At 61.1% G+C, this 24,075-nt stretch carries 18 protein-coding genes; 10 read left to right on the top strand and 8 right to left on the bottom strand.

Annotated features, from left to right (window positions below):
- Window positions 1–3 precede the first annotated feature (3 nt).
- Complete coding sequence (acuI, locus tag BUA94_RS17875; protein ID WP_073014686.1) at window positions 4–996, top strand: acryloyl-CoA reductase; 993 nt, start codon at window positions 4–6, stop codon at window positions 994–996.
- A 20-nt stretch (window positions 997–1,016) separates the two neighbouring features.
- Here acuI and BUA94_RS17880 read toward each other — a convergent pair whose 3' ends face one another.
- The 4 genes from BUA94_RS17880 to BUA94_RS17895 form a co-directional block, all read right to left on the bottom strand.
- Window positions 1,017–1,964 (bottom strand): hypothetical protein, encoded by a 948-nt coding sequence (locus BUA94_RS17880; RefSeq protein ID WP_084082107.1) that lies wholly within the window; start codon window positions 1,962–1,964, stop codon window positions 1,017–1,019.
- Between the two features lie 93 nt (window positions 1,965–2,057).
- Window positions 2,058–2,696 (bottom strand): outer-membrane lipoprotein carrier protein LolA, encoded by a 639-nt coding sequence (locus BUA94_RS17885; protein WP_073014688.1) that lies wholly within the window; start codon window positions 2,694–2,696, stop codon window positions 2,058–2,060.
- A 100-nt stretch (window positions 2,697–2,796) separates the two neighbouring features.
- Window positions 2,797–5,532, bottom strand: a complete 2,736-nt coding sequence (locus BUA94_RS17890; RefSeq protein ID WP_073014689.1) for an FtsK/SpoIIIE family DNA translocase — start codon at window positions 5,530–5,532, stop codon at window positions 2,797–2,799.
- The gene (locus tag BUA94_RS17895; RefSeq protein WP_073014690.1) at window positions 5,529–6,764 is read right to left on the bottom strand and encodes an aminotransferase class I/II-fold pyridoxal phosphate-dependent enzyme; all 1,236 of its coding nucleotides are present in this window, start codon (window positions 6,762–6,764) and stop codon (window positions 5,529–5,531) included. The genes BUA94_RS17890 and BUA94_RS17895 overlap by 4 nt, the downstream gene beginning before the upstream one ends.
- Before the next feature lie 178 nt (window positions 6,765–6,942).
- Between BUA94_RS17895 and BUA94_RS17900 the strand changes: the two genes are divergently transcribed.
- Window positions 6,943–7,599 (top strand): SGNH/GDSL hydrolase family protein, encoded by a 657-nt coding sequence (locus tag BUA94_RS17900; RefSeq protein WP_073014691.1) that lies wholly within the window; start codon window positions 6,943–6,945, stop codon window positions 7,597–7,599.
- Between the two features lie 421 nt (window positions 7,600–8,020).
- Here BUA94_RS17900 and BUA94_RS17905 read toward each other — a convergent pair whose 3' ends face one another.
- Window positions 8,021–8,248: a DUF1674 domain-containing protein gene (locus BUA94_RS17905; RefSeq protein WP_073014908.1), complete on the bottom strand. Its 228-nt coding sequence runs from the start codon at window positions 8,246–8,248 to the stop codon at window positions 8,021–8,023.
- 205 nt (window positions 8,249–8,453) lie between these two features.
- On the opposite strand from BUA94_RS17905, the gene htpX reads away from it, so the two are divergent.
- The 8 genes from htpX to BUA94_RS17945 all read left to right on the top strand — a co-directional run bounded on the left by htpX (window position 8,454) and on the right by BUA94_RS17945 (window position 19,217).
- Window positions 8,454–9,467 (top strand): zinc metalloprotease HtpX, encoded by a 1,014-nt coding sequence (gene htpX, locus BUA94_RS17910; RefSeq protein WP_073014692.1) that lies wholly within the window; start codon window positions 8,454–8,456, stop codon window positions 9,465–9,467.
- Window positions 9,468–9,657: 190 nt separating this feature from the next.
- A complete protein-coding gene (rsmB, locus tag BUA94_RS17915) occupies window positions 9,658–11,049 on the top strand; it encodes a 16S rRNA (cytosine(967)-C(5))-methyltransferase RsmB (protein ID WP_408011968.1) in 1,392 nt (463 codons plus the stop codon).
- 133 nt (window positions 11,050–11,182) lie between these two features.
- On the top strand, window positions 11,183–13,012 hold the full coding sequence (locus tag BUA94_RS17920) for a heparinase II/III family protein (protein ID WP_175558074.1): 1,830 nt from the start codon (window positions 11,183–11,185) through the stop codon (window positions 13,010–13,012).
- A 132-nt stretch (window positions 13,013–13,144) separates the two neighbouring features.
- Window positions 13,145–13,600 carry a polysaccharide biosynthesis C-terminal domain-containing protein gene (locus BUA94_RS17925; protein ID WP_084082110.1) on the top strand — a complete coding sequence of 152 codons (456 nt, stop codon included), beginning with the start codon at window positions 13,145–13,147 and terminating at the stop codon, window positions 13,598–13,600.
- Window positions 13,569–14,396 (top strand): hypothetical protein, encoded by an 828-nt coding sequence (locus BUA94_RS17930; RefSeq protein ID WP_208980144.1) that lies wholly within the window; start codon window positions 13,569–13,571, stop codon window positions 14,394–14,396. Before BUA94_RS17925 ends, BUA94_RS17930 begins: the two co-directional genes overlap by 32 nt.
- Window positions 14,393–15,172 carry a glycosyltransferase family 2 protein gene (locus tag BUA94_RS17935; protein WP_073014694.1) on the top strand — a complete coding sequence of 260 codons (780 nt, stop codon included), beginning with the start codon at window positions 14,393–14,395 and terminating at the stop codon, window positions 15,170–15,172. Before BUA94_RS17930 ends, BUA94_RS17935 begins: the two co-directional genes overlap by 4 nt.
- 127 nt (window positions 15,173–15,299) lie before the next feature.
- Window positions 15,300–16,916, top strand: a complete 1,617-nt coding sequence (gene purH / locus BUA94_RS17940; RefSeq protein WP_073014695.1) for a bifunctional phosphoribosylaminoimidazolecarboxamide formyltransferase/IMP cyclohydrolase — start codon at window positions 15,300–15,302, stop codon at window positions 16,914–16,916.
- Window positions 16,917–17,108: 192 nt separating this feature from the next.
- On the top strand, window positions 17,109–19,217 hold the full coding sequence (locus BUA94_RS17945) for a methyl-accepting chemotaxis protein (RefSeq protein ID WP_073014696.1): 2,109 nt from the start codon (window positions 17,109–17,111) through the stop codon (window positions 19,215–19,217).
- A 199-nt stretch (window positions 19,218–19,416) separates the two neighbouring features.
- Here BUA94_RS17945 and BUA94_RS17950 read toward each other — a convergent pair whose 3' ends face one another.
- From BUA94_RS17950 to BUA94_RS17960, 3 genes are all read right to left on the bottom strand, one after another.
- The gene (locus BUA94_RS17950; RefSeq protein WP_073014697.1) at window positions 19,417–21,111 is read right to left on the bottom strand and encodes a methyl-accepting chemotaxis protein; all 1,695 of its coding nucleotides are present in this window, start codon (window positions 21,109–21,111) and stop codon (window positions 19,417–19,419) included.
- 194 nt (window positions 21,112–21,305) lie between these two features.
- Window positions 21,306–22,286, bottom strand: a complete 981-nt coding sequence (locus tag BUA94_RS17955; RefSeq protein ID WP_073014911.1) for a dienelactone hydrolase family protein — start codon at window positions 22,284–22,286, stop codon at window positions 21,306–21,308.
- 386 nt (window positions 22,287–22,672) lie between these two features.
- Window positions 22,673–24,025 (bottom strand): MFS transporter, encoded by a 1,353-nt coding sequence (locus BUA94_RS17960; protein ID WP_073014698.1) that lies wholly within the window; start codon window positions 24,023–24,025, stop codon window positions 22,673–22,675.
- Window positions 24,026–24,075: the final 50 nt, after the last annotated feature.

A 24,075-nucleotide genomic window follows, 5' to 3' on the forward strand; every position in this document is an offset into this window, starting at 1 on the left:
AGGATGACTTTCAAGGCGCTTGTGGTTGAAAAGGCGGAGGATGGCAGCACGCAGGCTTCTGTGCAGATGCTGGAGGAGAGCCGTCTGCCGGACGGGGACGTGACGGTTGCCGTCGACTATTCCACGCTCAATTACAAGGATGGTCTGTGCCTTGGAAGCGGAGGCGGACTGGTGCGCACCTATCCGCATGTGCCTGGTATCGACTTTGCCGGAACCGTCGAGACCTCCAGTGACGCACGCTACAAGCCGGGCGACAAGGTGGTTCTGACCGGCTGGCGTGTCGGCGAAGCCTGGTGGGGCGGCTATGCCCAGAAGGCGCGGGTCAAGGCAGACTGGCTGGTGCCCTTGCCAGAGGGGCTGACGACGCGGGACGCCATGGCCATCGGAACGGCTGGCTTCACCTCCATGCTCGCTGTCATGGCTCTGGAAGATCACGGATTGAAGCCGGACAATGGACCGGTGTTGGTGACGGGCGCGGCTGGCGGCGTCGGATCTGTGGCGACCGCCATTCTCGCACATCTTGGCTATGAGGTTGCGGCCGTCACCGGCCGTCCGGAAACCGAAGACTATCTCAAAGGTCTGGGCGCGAGCCGGATCGTTCCCCGGGAAGAGCTTGCCGAAACGGTCAAGCGGCCGCTGGAAAGCGAGACCTGGGCCGGATGTATCGATGCGGTGGGCGGCGCGATGCTTGCCCGCGTGCTGGGGCAGATGAAATACCGTGCGTCCGTTGCCGCCGTTGGCTTGGCTGGAGGCGCAGCGCTGCCGGCCACCGTTGTGCCGTTCCTTCTGCGCGGCGTGAATCTTCTCGGCATCGACAGCGTGCTGCAGCCCTATGACAACCGGCTGCGGGCCTGGAGCCGGCTCGCGCAGGACCTGCCGCTGGACAAGTTGCGGGACATGGTGTTTCCCGCCACTCTGTCAGACCTGCCCGAACTTGGCGCTGCGATCCTGAAGGGCGGCGTCAAGGGCAGAGCCGTGGTGGATGTGAATGCCTGAGCCTTCCGGAGGCTGACGCGTCAGGAGTGGTCGAGCTCCTGGCGCAGCGCGTCGAACACCCTTGTGTAGATCTGCCGAACGAGGGCGGCAGCCTCCTCCCCCTGGCGAGCGAGTTGCGACAAGCCGGGAGAAGCGTTGACCTCGAGAATGCGGAAAGCAGCCCCTGGGCCATCTTGCTCCTGAAGCAGAAGATCGACGCCGTAATATCTGAGGCCCAGGGCCTTGCTGCAGGCAATGGCTGCGTCCCGGATGGCTTTCGGCAGTTCATCCTCTTTCACCAGACCGCCGATCCCCCCAGCCGACAGATTGGCGACGGGCAGAAGCGTGATGAGGGTTCCGGCAGCGGGCACCGCGCAATAGGTCAGGTTCTGGGCCGTCAGCTCATGAAAGAGCCGGGAATCCGTGCGCACTTTTTCCGGCAGCGGCTTCAGAAGCTCTGCGACCGTCGACCGGCCGTCTCCGGTGACGCTCGGTCTCTGGCGCTCCAGAGCGCCCAGCACTTCTCCGTCCAGCACGATGATGCGCAGGTCCCGCCCCCTGATCTCTTCCTGGATCAGCAGCTTGTCGTGGTGAAAGAAAAGGGATTCGAAGCAGGCTGAAAGCCCCTGTGCATCCAGGGCCCGGTGGACATCACGTCCTTCCCGTCCGTCATTTGGCTTCACATAGACCGGATAACCGATGCGTCCGGCAAAGTTCAGGGCGTCATCCGGACCGGTCAGGATGTCGCTGCAAAGGGCATGAACCCGGCTCATCAGGGCAATGGCGCTGGAGGAATGAACCAGCAGGCTGACGGGAACCGGCAGTCCTGCCTGGGACAGGACTTCGATCGTATGCGCCTTGTCCCGGGCAATTTGAGCTGCGCCGAGCGGATTGAGATCAAAGCTTGCGCCGGAGAAGAAACTGCGCCGCCCCTCGGCATTCTCGATCCAGCCCGCATGTCCCAGCGCATCGGCGGCGTTCAGCTTCAAGCCATGGCTCTGGCAATATAGCTCAAGCAGCCGCCAGATCAGCGGCCGGGAAGGGGCGGGGGATGGATCGCTATCCGCTATGATCGTCCCGCCTTATTTCTGGTTCTGACGGGTGTTGGCCAGATAGTCGATCTTGAACAGGTCCTTGTTGGTCGGACCGTTGGCCACGATGTTGTAGACGGCAACGGTCGTGTCATAGCCCTGTGCGTCCGTCACGGTCCACTGCTTCAACTCGTAGGACTTGGCGTCAAAGATGAGCGTCAGGATGCCGGAGTTGAACGTGGTCTGGTCGGTCAGGGTGACCGTGATCAGGTCCGGTTCGACCAGAACGTTGGTAACGTTGGCGTCCTTCTGGAGATCGATGTTTTCGGCCAGCAGGAAGCGCAGCGGCGTCTGGCTGAGGGGCCAGATGTCCTGGGTCGCCATCTTCCGGTCCTTGACCGAAACGGACTTGCCATCGGAGATGATGTCCAGCTTGGCCGGCGGATTGTAGTAGAAACGCACCTTGCCAGGGCGGGCGATATAGAACTTGCCCTCGGACTGGCCGCCATCCGGACCAAACTGGATGAAGTCGCCGTTCATCGTCTTGACCGAGTTGAAGTAGGTGTTCACCTGGGCGAGCTTCTGCTGCTCGTCCGACGTCAGGGCCGATGCCGCAGTCATGGATCCGATCACCAGGCTTGCCGCCAGGAGGGCGGATTTGAAGAATGTTGTGACAGTGCTCTGGCGCATTTGAAACCTGTGTCTTCCGGTTAAGGGAACCAGTGTTAAACTAGCGGAACCTTGTGGCAAGGTTTTGGCGATGGACGGGCGGCGATGACCGCCCTTCCTGTCACATATCGTCCTCAACACCGTTCTGGACAAGGATCTCCCGCTTGCCTGCGTGATTTGCAGCGCTGATCAGGCCCTCGTTTTCCATCCGTTCGATGAGCGAGGCAGCCCGGTTATAGCCGATGGAGAGGCGCCGCTGAACATAGGAGGTGGAGGCCTTCTTGTCGCGCAGGACAATGGCAACGGCCCGGTCATATAGGTCGTTGCCCTCGTCATCTCCGCCGCCGCCACCGCCGCCGGCCATGCCGTCATAGGGGCTCGCGCCTTCCTCGTCGTCCTCGGTCACCGCTTCCAGATATTGCGGAGTGCCCTGCAGCTTCAGATGCGAGACGATGTGCTCGACCTCGCCGTCGGAAACGAACGGGCCGTGGACACGCTGGATGCGGCCGCCGCCGGCCATGTAGAGCATGTCGCCCATGCCCAGCAGCTGCTCGGCGCCCATTTCGCCCAGGATCGTGCGGCTGTCGATCTTCGACGTCACCTGGAAGGAGATACGGGTCGGGAAGTTTGCCTTGATCGTACCGGTGATGACGTCCACCGACGGGCGCTGGGTGGCCATGATCAGGTGGATGCCGGCGGCACGGGCCATCTGTGCCAGACGCTGGATCGCGCCTTCGATGTCCTTGCCCGCCACCATCATAAGGTCGGCCATTTCGTCGACCACCACCACGATGAACGGCATGGTTTCGAGCGGCAGTTCTTCCTCTTCCCAGATCGGCTGGCCGGTTTCGCGGTCGAAGCCGGTCTGAACGGTCCGCGTGAAGCTTTCACCCTTTTCCATCGCCTGCAGGATACGGGTGTTGTAGCCGTCGATGTTGCGGACGCCGACCTTCGACATCTTCTTGTAGCGCTCTTCCATCTCGCGGACGGTCCACTTGAGCGCGACAACGGCCTTCTTCGGATCGGTCACGACCGGGGTCAGCAGATGAGGAATTCCGTCATAGATGGAGAGTTCCAGCATCTTCGGGTCGATCATGATCATCTTGCACTCGGCCGGCGTGAGCCGGTAGAGCAGCGACAGGATCATGGTGTTGATGGCGACCGACTTGCCCGAACCGGTGGTACCGGCAACCAGCAGGTGAGGCATGCGGGCAAGGTCCGCCACGACGCTCTCGCCATTGATCGTCTTGCCGAGGCCCAGCGCCAGCTTGGACTTGGATTTCTCGAAGTCCTGAGAGGCCAGCAGTTCGCGCAGATAGACGGTCTCGCGGCGGGCATTCGGCAGTTCGATGCCGATGGCGTTCTTGCCCGGGATCACGGCCACGCGGGCGGAGATCGCGCTCATCGAGCGGGCGATGTCGTCGGCCAGGCCGATGACACGGGAAGACTTGATGCCCGGTGCCGGTTCCAGCTCGTAAAGGGTCACGACCGGGCCCGGGCGGACCTCGATGATTTCTCCGCGCACGCCGAAGTCTTCCAGCACGCCTTCCAGGATACGGGCATTCTGCTCGAGTGCATCGGCGGACAGGCCCGGAACCTTGCCGGTGACCTTCGGTTCGGCCAGAAGATGCAGCGGCGGATGCTCGTATTCCTCCGGAGCGCCAAGGAACGACGGTTGAGCTTCTGCAATCGCACGCTTGCCCGGCTTGGGACGGGCTGCAGGCGGGATCACACGGCTCGGCGCGGCTGCTGCCGGAGCTTGTTCTTCCGGGCTGGCAATGCCGATCGGGCGGGGCACAGGCCCCTTGTTCGCCATCAACTCGTCCGGATCGAAGGGCACGCCCTCCTCATCCTCGTAGTCGTCTTCGTAATCGTTGCCGGAACCGTTGGCACGCTGGCGGCTGTCGTAGAAGTCGGACAGGCCGTCGTCGTCCTTTGGCATCAGGCGGCCGGCAATGGCCCGGCGGAAGGCGCCAAGGGCGCTGCGGCGCGGGGCCGGCTCATCGTCCTCGTAGACCTCGCCGTGTTCGTCCCACTCGTCCTCGTCATCTTCAGGCCGGGTGGCCGGGCGGCCGGTCACACGGCGAAGGAAAGAGGTGCCCTGCAGGCTCCAGTGGCTGAGCCGGCCGATGGTGGCCGTCGCCATCAGGCCCAGGCGGCTGTCGGTCTCTTCGTCCTCATCGTCAAAGTCGAAATCATCCTGCTGGGCGCGGCCACGGCCACGCGGTGCTGCCTGCTTCGCATTGGCCTTGGGGGCCGCGTCTGCGCCAAAGAAGCCAGATGCGGCAACAAGCAGGAACAGGGCAGGCAGGCCGAGGCCGAGGACACCGACGATCGTTCCGGCGCCTTCGGTCAGGTTGCCGGTCAGAAGGCCCGGAACCACATGGATTGTATCGCCCAGGAAGCCGCCAAGGCCCGTGGGCAGCGGCCAGCTTTCTGGAACGGGAAGGGCTGCGAGAGCGCCTGCCGCCAGCAGGGAGCCTGCAAACCAGAAGCCGAGGCGGCGGCGGCTGATGTGAACCAGATTGCCGGAGAGAAGCCGCCAGCCCCAGAACACGATCGGCACCAGGAACACAGCCGTCGCCAGACCGATGGTCTGCATCAGCACATCGGCGAAGATCGCACCCGGTTTGCCGAGGGCGTTGTGGGCGGGCTCGCCGGTGGCGTGGTTCAGGCTGGGGTCGTTGATCGACCAAGTTGCCAGCGCTGCGGCCATCGCCGCCGCAACGGCGATCACGCCGAGACCGCACAGTCCCACCAGATTGCGCTTCATGAAGCGCCGCAGCGGGCTCTGGGTGTCGATCAGGTCGACGGAAGCGCGGCGGCCATTGCCGCGGACGGCGGTTGCCCGTCTCATGCCTTTTCTCCCAGCCAGGCCGCCATGCGCTGCAGGGCGGTTCGAGTTTGAGCGAGCGGGGCGCACAGGCCAACGCGGATGTAATCCCGTCCCGGATTGCTGCCATCCGCCTGGTCGGATGCGAGATACGCCCCGGGCAGAACCTTCACGCCGGTGTCTTTCCAGAGGCCCTTGGTCACCTCGACAGAACCGCCCCAGCGGGCGACATTCAGCCACAGGAAGAACCCGGCTTCCGGGGTCACCGCACCCATCAGCGGCGACAGGATCTCTTCGGCGGCCTCGAACTTTTCGTTGTAGAGGCGGCGGTTCTCTTCCACATGCGCCTCGTCGCCATAGGCGGCCGCGGCAACAGCCTGATGCGGGATCGGCACCTGCGGAGCCGCAAGGCCGCGGAACTTCACCCACCTGGACAGGAACTCCGGGTCCCCGGCAGCAAAGCCGCAGCGCAGACCCGCCAGGTTGGAGCGCTTGGACAGGGAATTCAGCACGATGATCTTGTCGAAGACATTGCCGTCCGGATTGCCGAGAGCCTTGGCAGCCTCAAGCATGCCGGGGGGCGGCGTGTCGCGGTAGATCTCCGAGTAGCATTCGTCCGAGAAAATGTAGAAGCGGTGCTTGCGGGCGAGCTGGATCAGGCGCTGCAGATAGGGAATATCCGCGCAATAGCCTTCGGGATTGGTCGGCGAGGCAATGTAGAATGCGACCGTTTCGTCCAGATCCGCCGGGTCCAGGCTGTCGAGATTGGGCAGGAAGTGGTTGCCGGGCCGGGCGTCCATCAGCACAGCGCGCGAATCAGCGATATGGGCCGCCGCTGCATAGGTCTGGTAGAACGGGTTCGGCAGCATCATCACCGGGTGATCTATGCCCTTTGCCAATTGGTCACGGGCGGCAATCGCCCCGAAGGATAAGCCTTCGCGGGAGCCGTTCAGCGGCAGAACACCGTTCTCGACATCGATCAGACCATCAAGATTGTACCTGCGGTCGAGCCAGCCTGCGACAGCCGCGCGGAACTCCGGCGTGCCGTTGATTGGCGGATATCTGCGGAAGTCACCGATGTTTTCGGCGAGGATGCCGGCCACGAACCCGGGCATCTCATGCTGCGGTTCGCCAATGGTCATGGCAACGGGATCCATGCCCGGACGCTCGTCTCCCAGCAGAGCGGCAAGACGCTGAAACGGATTTGAACTCGGCAGGGCGGCGCCCCGCCGGTAGGTGGCACGTGTGGCGGTCATCGATGTCCCGGACATTCCATAGGCTTTGGGGGCAAGGCTACCCGGCCTTGGTAAAGCCCTTATTAACCAAGGGTCTCGTTGTCCGCTTTGGAACAGGATTGCTTGAATTGGGGGCTGGCGAGGCTAAGCTGCCAGAAACACTGGATTTTATGTGCAGGTGCCAGAAAGGGATCGCATCATGACTGCCGCAAATGAGCCGGTTTCCGTACTCTGTTTCGGAGATTCCCTGACCTGGGGATTCAAGCCGGGCGAGCGGACCCGCTATGGCCATTCCATCCGCTGGACACGGCGTCTCGCCAAAGCGCTGGGAGAGGGCTTCTATGTGGTGGAAGACGGCGTGAATGGCCGGACCACCGTCCATGAAGACCCCATGCGCGGCGACAAGAACGGCTTTGCCCATCTTGCCACGGCCCGCAAGGCGCATATGCCGGTCGACATTCTGGTTCTCATGCTGGGCACCAACGATCTGCAATCCCGTTTCAACATGAGCGCAGGCGCCATCGGGTCGGCCATGTCGCGGCTGATCTTTTCAGCCTGCCAGTCCACCGATGACCCTCACGGCCAGCCGCCGAAGTTGCTTCTGATTTCTCCACCGCCTCTGGGCGATTTCGATGGCTCACCACTGGCCTGCATGTTCTGCGAAAAGAGCATCGCAGAATCGAAAAAGCTCAAGGATGTCTACGCTGCCCTGGCCTCGCAGTACGGAGCGGCCTTCCTCGACGCCGGTTCCATCGTCTCCGTCAGCAAAGTGGATTCCGTTCACTGGGACGCGGACATGCAGGCGCCCTTTGCCGATGCAGTTGCTGAAGAAGTGCGGAAACTCGCCGGAGTGTGAGCCGCTTCCAACCCTCACCCGCCGCTTCGCGACGACCTCTCCCAGGCTTGGGAGAGGTGATCGGTGAGGCTGATCGTGGGAAACTGACGGTGTGATCCGTGGGGAGCTGCGATGCCAAGCGGCTTGCCGCAGCCTGCTCCCTCTCCCTCAGGGAGAGGGTTGGGGTGAGGGCATGCTCGGCCCAGGTGGAATGCCTCAGGCCGAAGAGAGCTGCTTTTTCAGTGCGATGAGCTTGCTTTGTCGCCGGCTTCCAATCCTCACCCGTTGTTTCGCGTCGGCCTCTCCCAGGCTTGGGAGAGGTGATCGGTGAGGCTGATCGTGGGAAACAGGCTGGGTGATCCGCGGGGGGATGCGATGCCAAGCTGCTTGCCGCAGCTCGCCCCCTCTCCCTCAGGGAGAGGGCTGGGGTGAGGGACCTTGATCAAAAATCCGAGGTCAGGCCTTTGATTTCCCAGTCATCGTAACGGGTTGGCTCAAGTCCGCCCCGGCCGTTGACTTCTGCAGGCAGGGTTTCCTGGCGGGCGTCGATCTCTGCGCGGCGGGCTTCGGCTTCCTTCAAGGCGCGCTGGGCGGCAGGGGGAAGGTCCTCGAAGCGGCGCCGGGGCGCTTCTTGCACTTCCGTCGCCAGCGACGGCGCGTCCGCTGCGATCCGGAAGGGGACCACATTGGTCTCCTGCGGCTGATCCGGGGTGTTGCTGTTGTCACCGGTCATGGCTCTGGCTCCCGCTTGGATCTGAGGGGCGGTCTTGAAGCGCGCAAAGCTTGAAGCCTTGGCGCAACCACCCCATTTCTGTCTGACAGAGGCTATACAGAGCCTCATCCCGAATTGCAAAAGGACTGGTGGACGGCCCGAGATGAACTACTTGCGTACAGCCATGCTGCTTGCGGCCATGACCGCGCTGTTCATGGGGATCGGCTATGTGATCGGCGGCCAGGGCGGCATGATGATCGCCTTGCTGATTGCTGCCGGCATGAACGTCTTCAGCTACTGGAACTCGGACAAGATGGTTCTGCGCATGCATCATGCGCAGGAAGCTGACGAGCGCAGCGCGCCGGAGCTGTTCCACATGATCCGCCAGCTGTCCGCCAATGCGGGCCTGCCGATGCCCAAGGTCTATATCATCGACAACCCGCAGCCGAACGCCTTTGCAACGGGCCGCAATCCGCAGAACGCGGCTGTCGCCGCCACCACGGGCCTGCTCAACATGCTGAGCAAGGAAGAGGTGGCGGGCGTGATGGCCCACGAGCTGGCGCATATCAAGAACCACGACACCCTGATCATGACCATCACGGCGACCATAGCCGGTGCCATCTCCATGCTCGGCAACTTCGCCTTCTTCTTCGGGGGCAACCGGGAGAACAACAATCCCTTCGGCTTCATCGGCGTTCTGGTGGCCATGATCGTGGCGCCCTTGGCGGCCATGCTGGTGCAGATGGCGATTTCCCGGACCCGCGAATATGCCGCCGACCGCATGGGCGCTCAGATCTGCGGCGAGCCGATGTGGCTGGCGTCCGCGCTGAACAAAATCGCGGGCGGCGTGGAGCATATTCACAATCCGGACGCGGAAGCGAACCCGGCAACGGCACATATGTTCATCATGAACCCGCTGTCCGGCGAGCGGATGGACAATTTGTTCTCCACCCACCCGGCAACGGCCAACCGCATCGCCGAATTGCAGAAGCTGGCCCAGTCCGGCCTGGGCACTGGCGCGGCCTATCGTGCGCCGTCCGCAAGCAGCGGATCCGCCTATCGCAGTGGCCCGTCCTCACAGCCCTCGTCCGGTTCTGCTCCCTCCGGCCCCTGGGGCTCAGCGCGTGGCAGTGCGCCGCGCGAGGAGAGCCGCCGGCCAAAGGGGCCCTGGGGGTAATCCTGCCCGAAGGCGCAGCCAGTTGCCCTTGCGAGGAGAATTCGCTTTTCCGAGGGCTGTAGGCCATCTAGACTGATCCCATATGCGCCGCTGGCCAAACGGTCTGCGGCGCTCGTTTTTTCTGACCGTCCCCTCAAGAGACCTTAAGCCCCAACGGAGTCCAGCCTTGGCCAAACCGTCGCGTCCCCATATGCCGTCCAAGGCCCGCCCGAAGAAGACCGGGCCCGGTCCGCAAGCCGAAGGGGCTGCAGAGCGGCCGCAGATGAAGGACAAGCCGGGCTTTTCCGCACGAAAGGTTGCGGCCGACATTCTCGGCAACGTGGTGCACAAGCGCCGTCCGCTGGATGGGGAACTGGACGCCAATTCCGGTCATTCAGGGTTTCGCGAGCTTGCTGCGAATGACAAGTCCCTTGTCCGGGCCATTCTGGGCGCTTGCCTGCGTCACCGGGGTGAGTTGAACGAGCTGCTGGACCGACTTCTCGACCGGCGAATTCCTGAAAAGACCGGTCGCGTGACCGACATTCTGCATGTGGCCATGGCGCAGATGCTCTATCTAGACATTCCGGACCGGGCTGCCGTGTCCCTGGCCGTCGACCATGCCAGCATCGACCGGCGCGCCGTGCCCTACAAGGGCCTGGTCAACGGGGTTCTCCGGCGTCTGGGCCGGGAGCGGGAAGACGTTACCGGAGATCTGGACGCCAACCGTCTGAACACGCCGGAATGGCTGTTCGACAGCTGGGCCGCCGCCTATGGCGAGGAGACCGCACTCGCGATTGCTGCCGCTCATCAGAATGAAGCCGCGCTGGATCTGACGGTCAAGGAAGATCCCGCCGGCTGGGCAGAGCGCTTGGGCGGCATTGTGGTCGGGGCAGGCTCCGTCCGTCTTCACCGCAAGGGCGCCGTTGACGCGCTGGAAGGCTTCGCGGAGGGCGCCTGGTGGGTGCAAGATGCGGCCGCCTCCATGCCTGCCCGTCTTCTCGGGTCTCTTGAAGGCAAGCGTGCTGCCGACCTTTGCGCGGCTCCCGGTGGCAAGACCGCCCAGCTCGCGGCTGCCGGTGCAAGGGTAACCGCTGTCGATATTTCCAAGAGCCGCCTGAAGCGCGTGAGCGAGAACCTCTCCCGCCTCGGACTTGAGGCGGAAGTGATCGCCTCAGACCTGCGGGAATGGGAACCGGCTTCGCCCTTCGATGCCATTCTCCTGGATGCGCCTTGCAGCGCGACCGGTACGATCCGCCGTCATCCGGATGTGCCCTGGATCAAGCAGGCCTATGACGTCGGCGTGCTCTCCGAAGTCCAGTCCGTTCTCTTGCGCCGTGTTGCAGGCTGGCTCCAGCCTGGCGGTACGCTGGTCTATTGCACCTGTTCCATGGAACGGGCGGAAGGGGAGGATCAGATCTCCGCATTTCTGGCGGATCAGCCGGGTTTCGAGCTGGTTCCCGTGCAGCCGGAAGAGGTCGGTGGGCTTGAGGCGGTGATCACGCCGGAAGGCTATTTGCGCACCCTGCCGTGCCACTCGGCCACAACCGATGGGGGAGAAACCGGTCTGGATGGCTTTTTCGCTGCAAGGATCCGTCGTCTTTAACGGCACATAAACCGTTGTTGAGACTATTCTGGAAAGAATTTGCTAACCTTAACACCCCGGTTTCGGGCTGGTGCTGAAGGAAAACACTCATATTTCGGGTAGCGCGTCCTCGCGGCGGAATGGTGCTTTGACCATGGGAGCCTTTTCAGAACAGGGCCGTATCTGGCGCCTGCTGGCTGGCCATGCCTGGCAACAGACGCTGAAGTGGGTCCATGGGGGCCCGCTGTTCCGGCTGCGCCCGCAGCCGGGTGCGCCGTCGCGTCTGTTGATCGCGCCCCAGGATCTGAGAACCGCTGACCAGACCAATGCCGCCGACATTTACGGCGGGCGCTTCCTGTTTTCCGGCCATCTGGTGGAAACCCACGGCGAAAGCCCGTTCGAGATCGGTGGCACCCATCCGGACTGGCAGCGTGAGCTGCATGGCTTTGCCTGGCTTCGGGATTTGCGAGCGGCGGAAAGCCGGATTGCCGGCCAGAATGCCCGCGCTCTGGTGGATGACTGGATGCGGATCTGCGGCAAGCGGCATCCGATCGGCTGGGATGTGCCTGTGGTGACCCGGCGTGTCATGTCCTGGCTTGCCCATTCGCCTTTCATTCTGGATGACGGCGATCACGACTTCTACAGCCGGTTCCTCAAGTCGCTGGCCCGTCAGGTCCGCTTCCTGCGCAAGACGATCAACGAGACCCAGGATGGCGTCGAACGGCTTCAGGCCGCGCTCGCCATTTCCGCAGCCTGCGTGTCGATGGCAGGGCAGGGCCGCTATGCCCGTCAGAGCATCCGCCGGCTGGATCAGGAACTGACGCGGCAGATCCTCACCGATGGCGGCCACATCTCCAGGAACCCGCGTGCGATCATCGAAATCCTCGCGGATCTCCTGCCCGTCCGGCAGGCTTTCATCGCGCAAGGTCTGGAACTGCCCGAGACCATGATGCTCTCCGTCGACCGGATGATGCCGATGATGCGGTTCTTCCGTCACGGGGATGGGGCTTTCGCTCATTTCAACGGCATGGGCTCCACGCCGAACGATCTCGTCGCGACGATCATGGCTTATGATGATGCGCGCGGGGCTGCGCCCGGAAATGCGCCTCACACAGGCTACCAGCGCCTGACCGGCGGCAAGTCTGTCGTGCTGGTGGACACCGGCAAGCCGCCCGCTCTGGCGGTCAGCGGCAATGCCCATGCGGGCTGCCTGTCCTTCGAATTTTCTTCCGGGCTCAACCGGATTGTCGTCAATTGCGGCGTGTCGGGCCGGTCCAATGAGGCCTGGCGCCGGGTCAGCCGGTCAACGCCCGCCCATTCCACGGCAACGATCGAGGAAACGTCCTCTTGCCGCTTCCTGACCGAGCGCCCCTTCGGCCGCTGGCTGGGCACGCCGGTGATCGCCGGGCCGTCCATGGTTCCGGTCGAACGGAACGACGACGATTTCGGCACCCGCGTCAGCGCGTCCCATGATGGCTATGTGGCCAATTTCGGCCTCGTTCACGCCCGTGATCTGCGGCTCAGTTCCGATGGAACGGTGCTCGATGGCATCGACAGTTTCGTGCTTCAGCGCAACCCGGGCCGCGAAGGTTTCTATGCGGTCCGCTTCCACCTGCATCCGGCCATCAAGAGCAGTTTCCTGCGCGGCGGCACGGCGGTTCTTCTGGTCTGCCGCGATGGAGAGGCCTGGGAATTCGATGCGCCGGGCTCCGAGCTGGCGCTGGAAGAATCCATCTATCTCTCGGATGTCTACGGCCACCGCAAGACCATGCAGATGGTCATCTATGGTCATGCCCGCGAGAACCAGACCGTCTCCTGGCAGTTCCGCCGCACCGCTGTCGCCAAACTCACCCGCCGCTCTGCTCCCACCGGCGTCGAAGAAGCCGCTGGCGAGTTCCAGTTCGTGATGCCGGAAGATGACAGCTTCGATGCCTTCGAGGATACTCTGCCGGAGGCAGGAGAAGACTGGAGCGACCAGACCTAAGGTCAGGGTAGAATACGGGTCAGATGACAGTCAGGGAAATCGAGAGTATCTTGCTATTTCTACGAATAGTGTTTGACGATCGAAGAAGCTTCTGACTAAAACCCCAAAGGTTTTATATCAGAGATTATTCTTATGGATTTTGTAGACATTATTGATGGCGTGTATGTTCGGGATCTCCGCCTGATAACAAATCCCAAGGGAAGTGTTCGCGAGTTCGTCCGGAGGGATGATCCGGACTTTCCTGGGTTTGGGCAGGTTCATATAGTCGAGACCATGCCGGGGATTGTGCGCGCATGGTTCCGCCACTACCGCCAGTTTGACCAGTTGAGCTGCATCCGAGGCAAGGTTCGCGTTGGCCTCTACGACGACAGGCCGGACAGCCCGACCCTGGGCGCCTCAATGGACTTTGTCATTGATGCCGACAAACCTGTCGTTGTCGGAATCCCGCCAATGGTCTGGCACGGCTTTGCGACAGCCGGGGAAGTGCCGAGTGTTCTTGTTCAGCACAACAATCAGGCGTTCAATCACGGGCAGCCTGATGAGGAAAAAAGACCTCATGATGCCAACGGCTTTCCAATCGTCTGGTGACATGCGCCAAATCGTTCTCTGGCATTGGACAGATGACCTGGAGGAGGCTGCTGCTTGCTCTATTGCGGGTGTCAACCGGATAGGGATCGACATCGATCGTCTGGGCAAGGCGGAGCGGCAGGCGGGTCAGAATTCGTGGATTTCCCGGCATCAAATTGAGGTTTTGCCCTTGTTGCGTGAGCGACTGCCGGGGCAATGCCTGTTCTTGCGGACGAATGGTTTGCACGATGGAAGCATCGCGGAAGTCGAAACTGCATTGGCGGGCGGTGTCGATATCCTGATGTTCCCGAATTTCCAGACCATTCGGGAACTGGAGACGTTTCTGAAGCTCGTGGATTGCCGTGCGAAGGTTGTTCCTCTCGTGGAGCGCCATCTTGCCTTGCCGCTGATTTCCGCTTTTCCAACTCTCGGAATTGATGAGTTTCATTTTGGTCTGAATGACTTGTCTCTCGACATGCGGGTCCCGAACAGGTTGTCGCTGTTCCTGCATCCGGAGATCGAGGCTGCGTGCGAATGCGCACGGCGCGCCGGGTTGAATTTCGGAATTGGCGGCGTCGCCCGCCCAGGTCAGGATTCTCTTCCGGTTGACCCGTACAGCGTCATTGCCCAGCATGCCCGTTTGGGGTCGACTGGCGCAATGCTGGCCCGTTCATTCTGGTTCGAGGGGAGGCAGAAACTTTTGAATTCGCTCGGTGACGAAATTGCCTGCCTCCGGAAAGCCTTTCGTCTTGGAACTCAACTTCCCTCAGGTGCAGCGCGAGGGCTGCTGGAACAACAGCTCGAGCTTGCGCAATGAAAATCCACCTTCATTGCGTGAACTGGAATAGCATTGAGTTCATCGACTATTTCTTTCGTCACTATGACGGCTTTGTCTCGAGATACTTCGTCAATGATGATGGATCCACTGATGGCTCTTTGGAGTATCTCTCAAGACGGCCGGATGTAACTCTGGCTGCCAAGCCTCGTCTTGATTCAGAGTCCTATGTTCTTGAGTCTCTCCACTCGCATCTGACGAGCTGGAAAAGAAGCGCCGGCCTTGCTGATTGGGTGATTGTCGTCGACATGGACGAGCACATCTATCATCCGGACCTTCCGCTGTATCTTGAGCGCGTGACGCGGGAGGGCGTGACCGCAATTCCTGCGCTCGGATTTCAGATGCTGTCGCGAAAGATGCCGGACAAGAATGTCCGTCTTACAGATGAGATCCGTGTCGGCGCTCCCTGGAAGCAGATGAGCAAACTGGTGATGTTCCGTCCGGATGCGGTTTTGGATCCCGGATTTGCCATAGGCCGACACACGGCGGAACCGAAGGGAGATATTCGATATCCGGATCGGGACGAGCTTCTTCTTCTGCATTACAAGTATATCGGCTTTGACGCATTGAAGCTCCGCCACGCACAGGCCCAGGCACGGCGGAGAAAAGCGGATCTCCAGAATGGCTGGGGACATCGTTACGCCTTTGATGAGCAGAAGCTTGAAGAGGACTTTTCTGCATTCGAAGCAAGGTCATTGGATGTTTCAGGCATGCGAGATCCGCATCTTCAGCATGAAGAGCCTCGCTGGTGGCGCTAAACTTTCCGGGAATCTGATCTCCGGGTCGGGAACGGTCATCTATCTTTCCCTGCACCTTCCCCTTGCCCCTCTTTCGTGATAGGGCGGCGCCAGATTCCGGACCTTCCTAATCGCGAGGCATTCCCAGATGGCCATTGTGTCCAAGAGCGTTCCCGTTCCCCCGCTCGTTCCCGTCAAGCGCGCCCTTCTTTCCGTATTCGACAAGACCGGCCTGATCGACTTTGCCAAGGCCCTGAGCGACCGGGGCGTGGAGCTGGTCTCCACCGGCGGTTCCTACAAGGCCTTGAGGGATGCTGGCCTTGCCGTGATGGACATTTCGGAAGTCACCGGTTTTCCGGAAATCATGGATGGCCGGGTCAAGACCCTGCATCCGGCCGTGCATGGCGGCCTTCTGTCGATCCGTGACGATGCCGACCATCAGGCTGCCATGAGCGCTCACGGCATCACCGGCATCGATCTCTTCTGCGGCAATCTCTATCCGTTCGAGGATGTGGTGGCCAAGGGTGCGGATTACGCGACTGGCGTTGAGAACATCGACATTGGCGGCCCGGCCATGACCCGCGCTGCCGCCAAGAACCATGCTTATGTCACCGTCGTGACCGATCCGGCCGACTATGAGCTGGTGATTGCCGAGCTGGACAAGCACAACGGCCAGTCCCCGATCGAACTGCGCAAGAAGCTGGCGCTGAAGGCCTTTGCCCGCACAGCCGCTTATGATGCTGCCGTTTCCAATTGGCTGGCCGATCAACTCGATGAGGCAAACCCGGCGCACCGCGCTGTCGGTGGCAAGCTCGCCGAAGTCATGCGCTACGGCGAAAACCCGCATCAGTCTGCCGGTTTCTACACGACCGGCGAAGTGCGTCCGGGCGTGGCAACGGCCAGGCAGATCCAGGGCAAGACCCTGTCCTACAACAACATCAACGACACGGACGCCGCTTTCGAGCTGGTGAGTGAGTTTGATCCGGCCCGCACGTCGGCTGTCGCGATCATCAAGCACGCCAACCCTTGCGGTGTGGCGGAAGGCAAGTCGCTCAAGGAAGCCTATGAACTGGCTCTGCGCTGCGACCCTGTGTCGGCATTCGGTGGCATCGTTGCCCTGAACCAGAAGCTGGATGCGGCTGCCGCTGAAGAAATCGTCAAGATCTTCACGGAAGTCATCATTGCTCCGGAAGCCGACGAAGCTGCGATGGAAATCATCGCCGCCAAGAAGAACCTGCGCCTGCTTCTGACCGGTGGTCTTGCAGATCCGCGCGCCAAGGGTCTTTTCGTCAAGTCGGTGGCCGGTGGTCTCCTGGTTCAGAACCGCGACAACGGCGTTGTCGATGACCTGGACCTCAAGGTCGTCACCAAGCGCGCACCGACGGCTCAGGAACTTGCCGATCTCAAGTTCGCCTTCCGCGTCGCCAAGCACGTCAAGTCCAACGCCATTGTCTATGCCAAGGACGGCGCGACCGTCGGTGTTGGCGCAGGTCAGATGAGCCGCGTGGATTCAGCCCGCATCGCCGCCCGCAAGGCGCTGGATGCGACCGAGGCAGCAGGTCTCACCGAAGCACTGACCAAGGGCTGCGTTGTGGCCTCTGACGCGTTCTTCCCCTTCGCGGATGGTCTGCTGTCTGCCGCAGAGGCAGGCGCAACGGCCGTGATCCAGCCGGGCGGCTCCATGCGCGATGATGAAGTCATTGCTGCCGCAGATGAAGCTGGTCTGGCAATGGTGCTCACCGGAATGCGCCATTTCCGGCATTGATTGATAGCAATCAATCTCCCCGTGTGTTGAGGTTTGAAGTGCAACTCTACTTCAGTATTTAGGGGTTTTGGCAGAAAGTGCCGCAAGTGAAGGCGACAGAACTTATTAATTTCTGTCGCCTAAATTCTGCTCCATGGCTGGCTTTCCTGGCGTGACCTCCCCTCCGCCGAGGACCTTCCCTGGAGACGGAATTTGTTTCAAAAAGCGACCATTACCACCAAGCTGGTGGCAGTTAGTGTCCTGACCTTGGCCATGGCTCTTGTGGCCGGCATCGGCTTTATTGCCTGGCAGGCATCCATCACTGCGGGCGAGCAAGCGCAATCGCAAGCCGAGGCCGTTGCCAAGCAGGAAGCGGAATTTGTCCGCAGAACGATGGAAAACGGTCTGAAGTCCGCTCAGGGCATAGCCTATTCGCTGACAGGCCTCAGAAGTGCCGGTAACACGGACCGTGTGCAATGGACTTCCGCGGTCGAGGAAAATCTTCTCGCAAACCCTGATCTTTCCGGCGCCTGGGGCGTCATTCTGAATGATCTTCTGGACGGCAAGGATGCCGAGTTCAAGGGTGACGAGAAATACGAGCCAAAGACCGGCAGCTGGACCCCCTATTACTTCCGTCTTCCGGACGGCAAGATCGGCTACCGTCCCATCACCGATGTTGTGGTCGGCTCCGATACGGAAACCCTCTGGTTCAATGCCCCCTTCAAGACCGGCAAGTCCTTTGTGACCGATCCCTATAGCTGGGAAGCCGACGGCAAGACCGTGACAGGTGTGTCCTTCTCCGCGCCGCTTAAGAACGGCAACCAGATCATTGGCGTTGCCGGTGGGGACATCATGCTGACGCCGCTGTCCGAAGCGCTCGGCAAGCAGGTTCCGCTAGGCACCGGTTCGGTCTATCTCCTGTCCCAAAGTGGTCAGTGGGTTGCCCATCCCGATGCTGCCCTGCTTGGCAAGTCCTGGGAAGAAGGCCGGTCCGAGCAGGATCTTGCGGTCAAGGATGCACTGCTGAAGGCAGTCAAGGAAGGCAAGGACTTTGCCTATACTGGCTACTCCAACACGCTCGGCACGGAAGTGCTCCGCATCATCAAGTCCGTGGAAATCGGCGACTCCGGCACCACCATGTCGGTTGTCGTCAATGTTCCGACCAGCACCCTGAGCGCCGCCTCCACCCACATCACGATGATGATCATCGGTGTCGGACTGGTGCTGCTGGTGGTCGTGGCCGCTTCGATCTACTTCGTCAGCACTTCGGTGGTGCGCCGTCCGCTGGAGCGGGCTGTCGGCAGCATCCAGGCCCTGATTGATCAGCGCTACGAAGAGCCGATTGCAGACACCGAACGCGGTGACGAAATGGGCCGGATTTCCCGTGCACTGGAGGTTTTCCGCGACAAGTCTCAGCAGGCCGAAGCACTGGGAGCTGAGCAGCAGGCTCAGCAGCAGCGTCAGGTCGAGCGGGCCGAGCAGATCCGCAACATGTCTCAGGCCTTTGACCAGAAGGTCAGCAGCCTGACCCAGACGGTTCTGCGCCAGGTGGCAGACTTGAACTCTGCGGCGATCGTTCTGACGAAGGGCGCGGATGAAACCAGTGCCCAGAGCACCATGGTGGCAGCCGCCTCCGAAGAAGCATCCTCCAACGTGGAAACGGTTGCGTCTGCCGCTGAGGAACTGATGGCCTCGGTTGAGGAAATCCGTCGCCAGATGGCTCAGTCTGCCGCCATTGCCGGTCAGGCCGTGGATCAGGCGCAGGCCACCAACCAGAAGATCGAGGGTCTCGCCCAGGCGGCGAACCGCATCAGTGAAGTGGTCAAGCTGATCACCGATATCGCCGAGCAGACCAACCTCCTGGCGCTGAACGCCACCATCGAGGCGGCCCGTGCTGGTGAAGCTGGCCGTGGCTTTGCGGTGGTTGCTGCTGAGGTGAAGGAACTGGCCAACCAGACCGCTCGTGCAACTGATGAGATCTCCATGCAGATTCAGTCCGTTCAGAGCGAGACGGAAGGGGCTGTCGGCGCGATCCAGGGCATTTCGATGACCATCGAGAAGATGAACGAGATCGCCACGAGCATTCAGGGCTCGGTCGACCAGCAGGGTCAGGCAACCGAAGAAATTGCCCGCAACATCCAAGAGGCGGCGAATGGCACACAGGAAGTGGCCCGCAGCATCGTGACCGTTGCGTCTTCGGCTGATGAAACCGGAAGCACCGCCCGGCAGGTGAACTCTGTTGCAGAGGTTCTGCAGGGCGAAGCCAAGAACCTCCAGGCAGAAGTCGAGCACTTCCTGTCCGGGGTCCGCTCTGTCGCCTGAGGCTTCTGAAGCCGCGTAAAAGATCAAGAACGACCAAGACCGCCCAGCCATCCGCTTGGGCGGTCTTTTTTATTTCCCTTCTCTCGACTGCGTGTGTGCCGCGTTTTTCCTGAGTTTCAGGCTTCCGGGGTGCGCTAAATACAAAAGCCCGCCGGAGTGGACCCCGGCGGGCTTTGTTCTTTCCCAGAAAGACTTGCCGTCAGGCGGCGTCGAGGCTGTTTTCCTTGACACCCTTGATGAAGTCCGCAACCCGCTGGCGCAGAACCGCTGCTTCCTTGTCCAGGGACTGGGCAGCAGAGGAGACCGCGCTTGAGGTCTGGTTTGTCTGCTCGGCAGCCATGGAAACCTCTGCAATGTTCTGGGACACGTTGTTGGTGCCTTCCGCAGCCTCCTGAACATTCCGGGCGATCTCGGCCGTTGCCGCTCCCTGCTGCTCAACGGCAGCGGAGATGGTCGAGGTGATCTCGTTGATCTTGGCAACCGTTTCCGTGATCTCGTTGATCGCGGCGACAGCGGCGCCCGTCTCGGACTGGATGCTGGAAATCTGGGTGGAGATTTCCTCGGTCGCCTTGGAGGTCTGGTTGGCCAGTTCCTTCACTTCTGCAGCAACCACAGCAAAGCCGCGGCCGGCATCACCGGCGCGGGCCGCTTCGATGGTGGCATTCAGGGCCAGAAGATTGGTCTGTTCGGCAATCGCCTGGATCAGGTTTACCACATCGCCGATACGGCTGGCAGCTTCCGACAGCCCACGCACCCGTTCATTGGTGGTGTTCGCCTGGGCAGCAGCCCGGGAGGCCACCTCTGCGGAGGTGACAACCTGCCGGTTGATCTCATTGACCGAGGCGGAAAGTTCTTCTGCCGCAGCCGAAACGGTTTCCACATTGCTGGAGGCATTGGCCGCTGCATGCTCAACGAAACGGCTGCGTTCCGATGTGTGTTCTGCGCCCTGGCTCAGCTGCATGGAGGCTGCCTTCAGATCCGTTACAGATCCGGTGATCGTTTCCAGCAGGCCGTGAACCTGGGTCTCGAATTCGCCGGACAGGTTCTGGATGTTGTGCGCGCGCTCCTGGTCCTTCTGCTGGCGGGCGGCATCGCCAGCTTCCAGCTGCTTGCGGTTCCGCTCGTTCTGAACGAAGACCTCCATGGCGCGGGCCATGTCACCGATTTCATCCGAACGGTCGATCTCGGCAACATTGATGGATGTGTTGCCGTCATGCAGCTGGCGCATGTTTTCGGTCAGAGCCTTCAGCGGGCGGGAAATATTGCGAATGGCTGCCCATGCGATGGAGACAGCGATCGCGCCGCCGATCAGGATCAGGGTGATGAGCTCGACAGCCTTGCCCCAGAATGTTTCTTCCACGTCGGTCACATAGACGCCGGTGCCCAGCACCCAGCCCCAGGGTTCGAAAGCCTGTGCCCAGGAGGTCTTGCGCAGCTGCTCATCACCGCCGCCGGGACGGGTCACCCGGTAGTCGACCGTGCCGCCACCATTGCGGGCTGCATCGATCATTGCGCGGATGTGAAATTTGCCGCTGGCGTCCTTGGAATCGAAGCCGTTAGTTCCGAGCAGATTTGCCTGAGTCGTGATGAGGCGCGTGCCCTTCATGTCATAGGCAAAGACATATCCGTCCTTGTCGTAGCGAAGGGAGCCAATCATGGTCTTGGCGCGGGTCTGAGCTTCTTCGGTGGACATTTCACCGGAGAGTTCGAGCTGGTGATAATAATCCGCCGCGGACAGCGCCATTTCCACCACAGATCGTGTCTGATTGCTGCGCTCATCGAACAGGGCCGTGTTCAATGCGGTGAGGCTGACCGTGGCAACAATGATGGAGAGGACGGTAAGCGTGAAGACCGGCAGCCAGAACTTGACGCCGAGGCCAATGCGATTGAGCATTTCGGGAGCCTTAAGTGGTTGAAATTCTGAGAGCAATCAACCACCGGCATATTAATGATGAGTAAATCTTGATCTGGAAAGTTATTTTGTCGCGCTTGTTTTCAGCATTTGATTTTTGAAAGTTGTTCCATGGAAAGACATAGAAAAAGACGCTCAATGAATATTTTGAGCGCCTTCTTTTTATTGACGTAAGGTCAGTTAAGACCGAAGGTGTTCATGAAATGCGTGATGGTCGCGGCGTAAGATGCTTCAGCCGCAGCGGCATTTCCACCCACGTGCGGTCCAAGTACAACGCATTCGTCTTCATAGGAAAAAGGCTTGCCCGTCTCCAGGTTCATGAGAATGCCGTTCTCGCCTTCTTCGATCTTGCAATCTCTGGCTGTTTGAGCGGTCTTCGACTGAAGCGATTTTCCGAACAGGGTCGGTACATCAAACCCGTGCTCGCCTTCCGGATAGATCGTCATCTCGATGTCGGCTCCGGCCTTCTTCAGACGTTCGACATAGGCCTCGCAGACGCCGGGTTCGTTATAGTCATCTGCGCCGCCGTGGAAGATCCGGACAGGTCCTGCTTCCAGCTTTTCGTCGTCCTTATAGACCGACACGCAGTTCGGATAGAAAGGCACATAGGTGGCGAAACGGGCGCCGGATGTGTTCCACAGGTCGTTGAAGCGGGTCATACTGGCATAGAGAGCTGCCTGTCCGCCGCGGGAGAAGCCCAGCAGGCCAATGCGCTTGGGGTCGATGGTGTCATGATGGGCGAGAATGTCAAGCGCGCCATAGATATCGACGATATAGTTCAGGCGGCCAAGGGCGGCCTGCTTGTCGCCCAGCTGCTTGAAGCCGCGGCCGGTGAGCGAGTCGATGGTAAAGGTCGCGATGCCCTTTTCATTCAGCATGCGGGTCCAGGGGTCGATGCTGGCGCCAACGCCGCTGGAGCCATGCATGAACACGACGGCGGGAAAGGGACCCTTGCCTTGCGGCAGGCGGAGGATGCCGCCAATCTGCTCAGCCTTGCCGGCGCTGCCGGTCAGGAACTGCTCGTCGGACAGGGTTTGGGTTGCGTAAGGGTAGATTTCTTCGCGGACAGTCATGTCCGGCGTGAAAACCGTTTCGGCCATGGCAGAGCCGAAGCCGGCCAGGAACATGGCCAGGGCGGCAATCATCTTGAATTGCATGATGCTCCATTTCATCTCCAGCTGCCGGGGAGGTGGCATCAGGAGATTTCAAGCTTTGGATTGTGCTGAAACCTGCTTTGAACTGGCTCAAGGCTTTGTTTGAGCAGATGTTTCAGGATTTCTTATGTGCAAGTCAATCTGGTTGCGCAAGGCTGCTTCTGCCGCCTTGAGTGGCTCTGAAGCTTCATTTCGGACCTCACGCCAGTGGCCGCGGCCTTCTGGGCAGTATCCGGCTAATCACTTGAAAAACAGACAGGGATCAGCCGGACGTTGCGGGATCAAACGGATACCCTTTGTGAGGCGTAAATCTGCCGTTCGGGCAGGATACTGGGTTTGGTGTGCCCGAAAGAATGCACGTCTTCCTATTGTTTTTTCTGTTTATTTTCCTACCGGACCCGCGCCAGAAGGACAGCACCGAGGGCGAGGAACGCCAAAATGGGAGACATGCCGGCGGCAAGGCTTCCGGTTGCGACCGTGACAAGACTGACCGCGAGCGGTGCCAGGAAGCTCGTCACCTTTCCGGAGAGGGCGAGCAGGCCGAAATACTGGCCGATATTCTCTTCCGGGGCGAGGTGAACCAGAAGGCTGCGCGAGGCCGATTGCAACGGTCCCGCCGCAAAGCCGATCACGCCGCCGAAGAACAGGAACAGAAGTTCCGGCAAGGATCCGGTCAGGCCTGGGGTCTGAGACGCAGGAACTGTCATCACAAAGAGGATCGTGTCCCGGTCAATGGAGATCACGCCGAGGCTGCCGATGGTCAGGAGAATGAGAGAGGCAAAGAGCACCCGCTTGGGGCCGTAGCGGTCGTCCATCCGCCCGCCGAGGATTGCGCCAAACGTGCCGGCTACCGTCAGCAGGATCGCAAAAATGCCGATCTGGAAAGCCTCCCAGCCAAGCTGGCTCGCCGAATAGATGCCGCCAAAGGCAAAGAGCGCCACAAGCCCGTCCTTGTAGGCCATGTTGGCGAGCAGGAAGAGGAAGACGCGCTTGTTGGTCCGGGCCAGGCGCAGACTGGAGACAAGTGTTGCAATCCCGATGCGGACTGCCGGGCCGAGGGCCGAGCGGCGCGGGGCGTCGGGCGTGAACAGAAACAGCGGCAGCACGAAAACCGCATACCAGAGCGCAGAAAGCGGCCCTGTGGCCCGGTCGCCTGCCCGGCTTGCCGGATCCGAGCCGAAAAGCGGATCCTGACCGAGCAGCGTCTTGCCCGTTTCCGGGCTGGCGGCAAGAAAGCCAAGCACGAGCACAAGGCTCACAAGACCTCCCACATATCCCACGGCCCAGCCTGTGCCGGACAGCCGCCCCACATGGGTGCGGGGCACGAGATCCGTCATCATGGCGTTGTTGAAGGTGGTGGCAAACTCCATGCAGAGCGTTGCAACCGAAAAGCTCAGCAGGGCAAGGGTCAGGCCGTACGGTGTTCCCGGCTCCGCGAACCAGAGAACGGCGCAGGCAATCACGAAGGGAATGGAAAAGGCCAGGATCCAGGGCTTGCGATGGCCGGTGGCGTCCGCAATCGCACCAAGGACTGGCGCGAACAGGGCGATGGCGAGGCCGGAGGCCGATGTGGCAAAGCCCCACAGCGCCTGTCCCTGTTCGGGTGTCTCTGCGAGGGCTGTTGCCACAAAAGGCGCGAAGATGAAGGTGGTGACGAGGGTGAAGAACGGCTGGCCGGCCCAGTCGAACAGGATCCAGGACCACAGGGCCAAGGGGCGGGCAGGGGGAATTGTTTCACTCATCGCAGCATCCTCCTGCACGCGGCATCCGCGCCGCCGGAACCGCAGGATGA

Origin of the sequence: Roseibium suaedae, assembly GCF_900142725.1 — a bacterium.
GTDB classification, from domain to species: domain Bacteria; phylum Pseudomonadota; class Alphaproteobacteria; order Rhizobiales; family Stappiaceae; genus Roseibium; species Roseibium suaedae.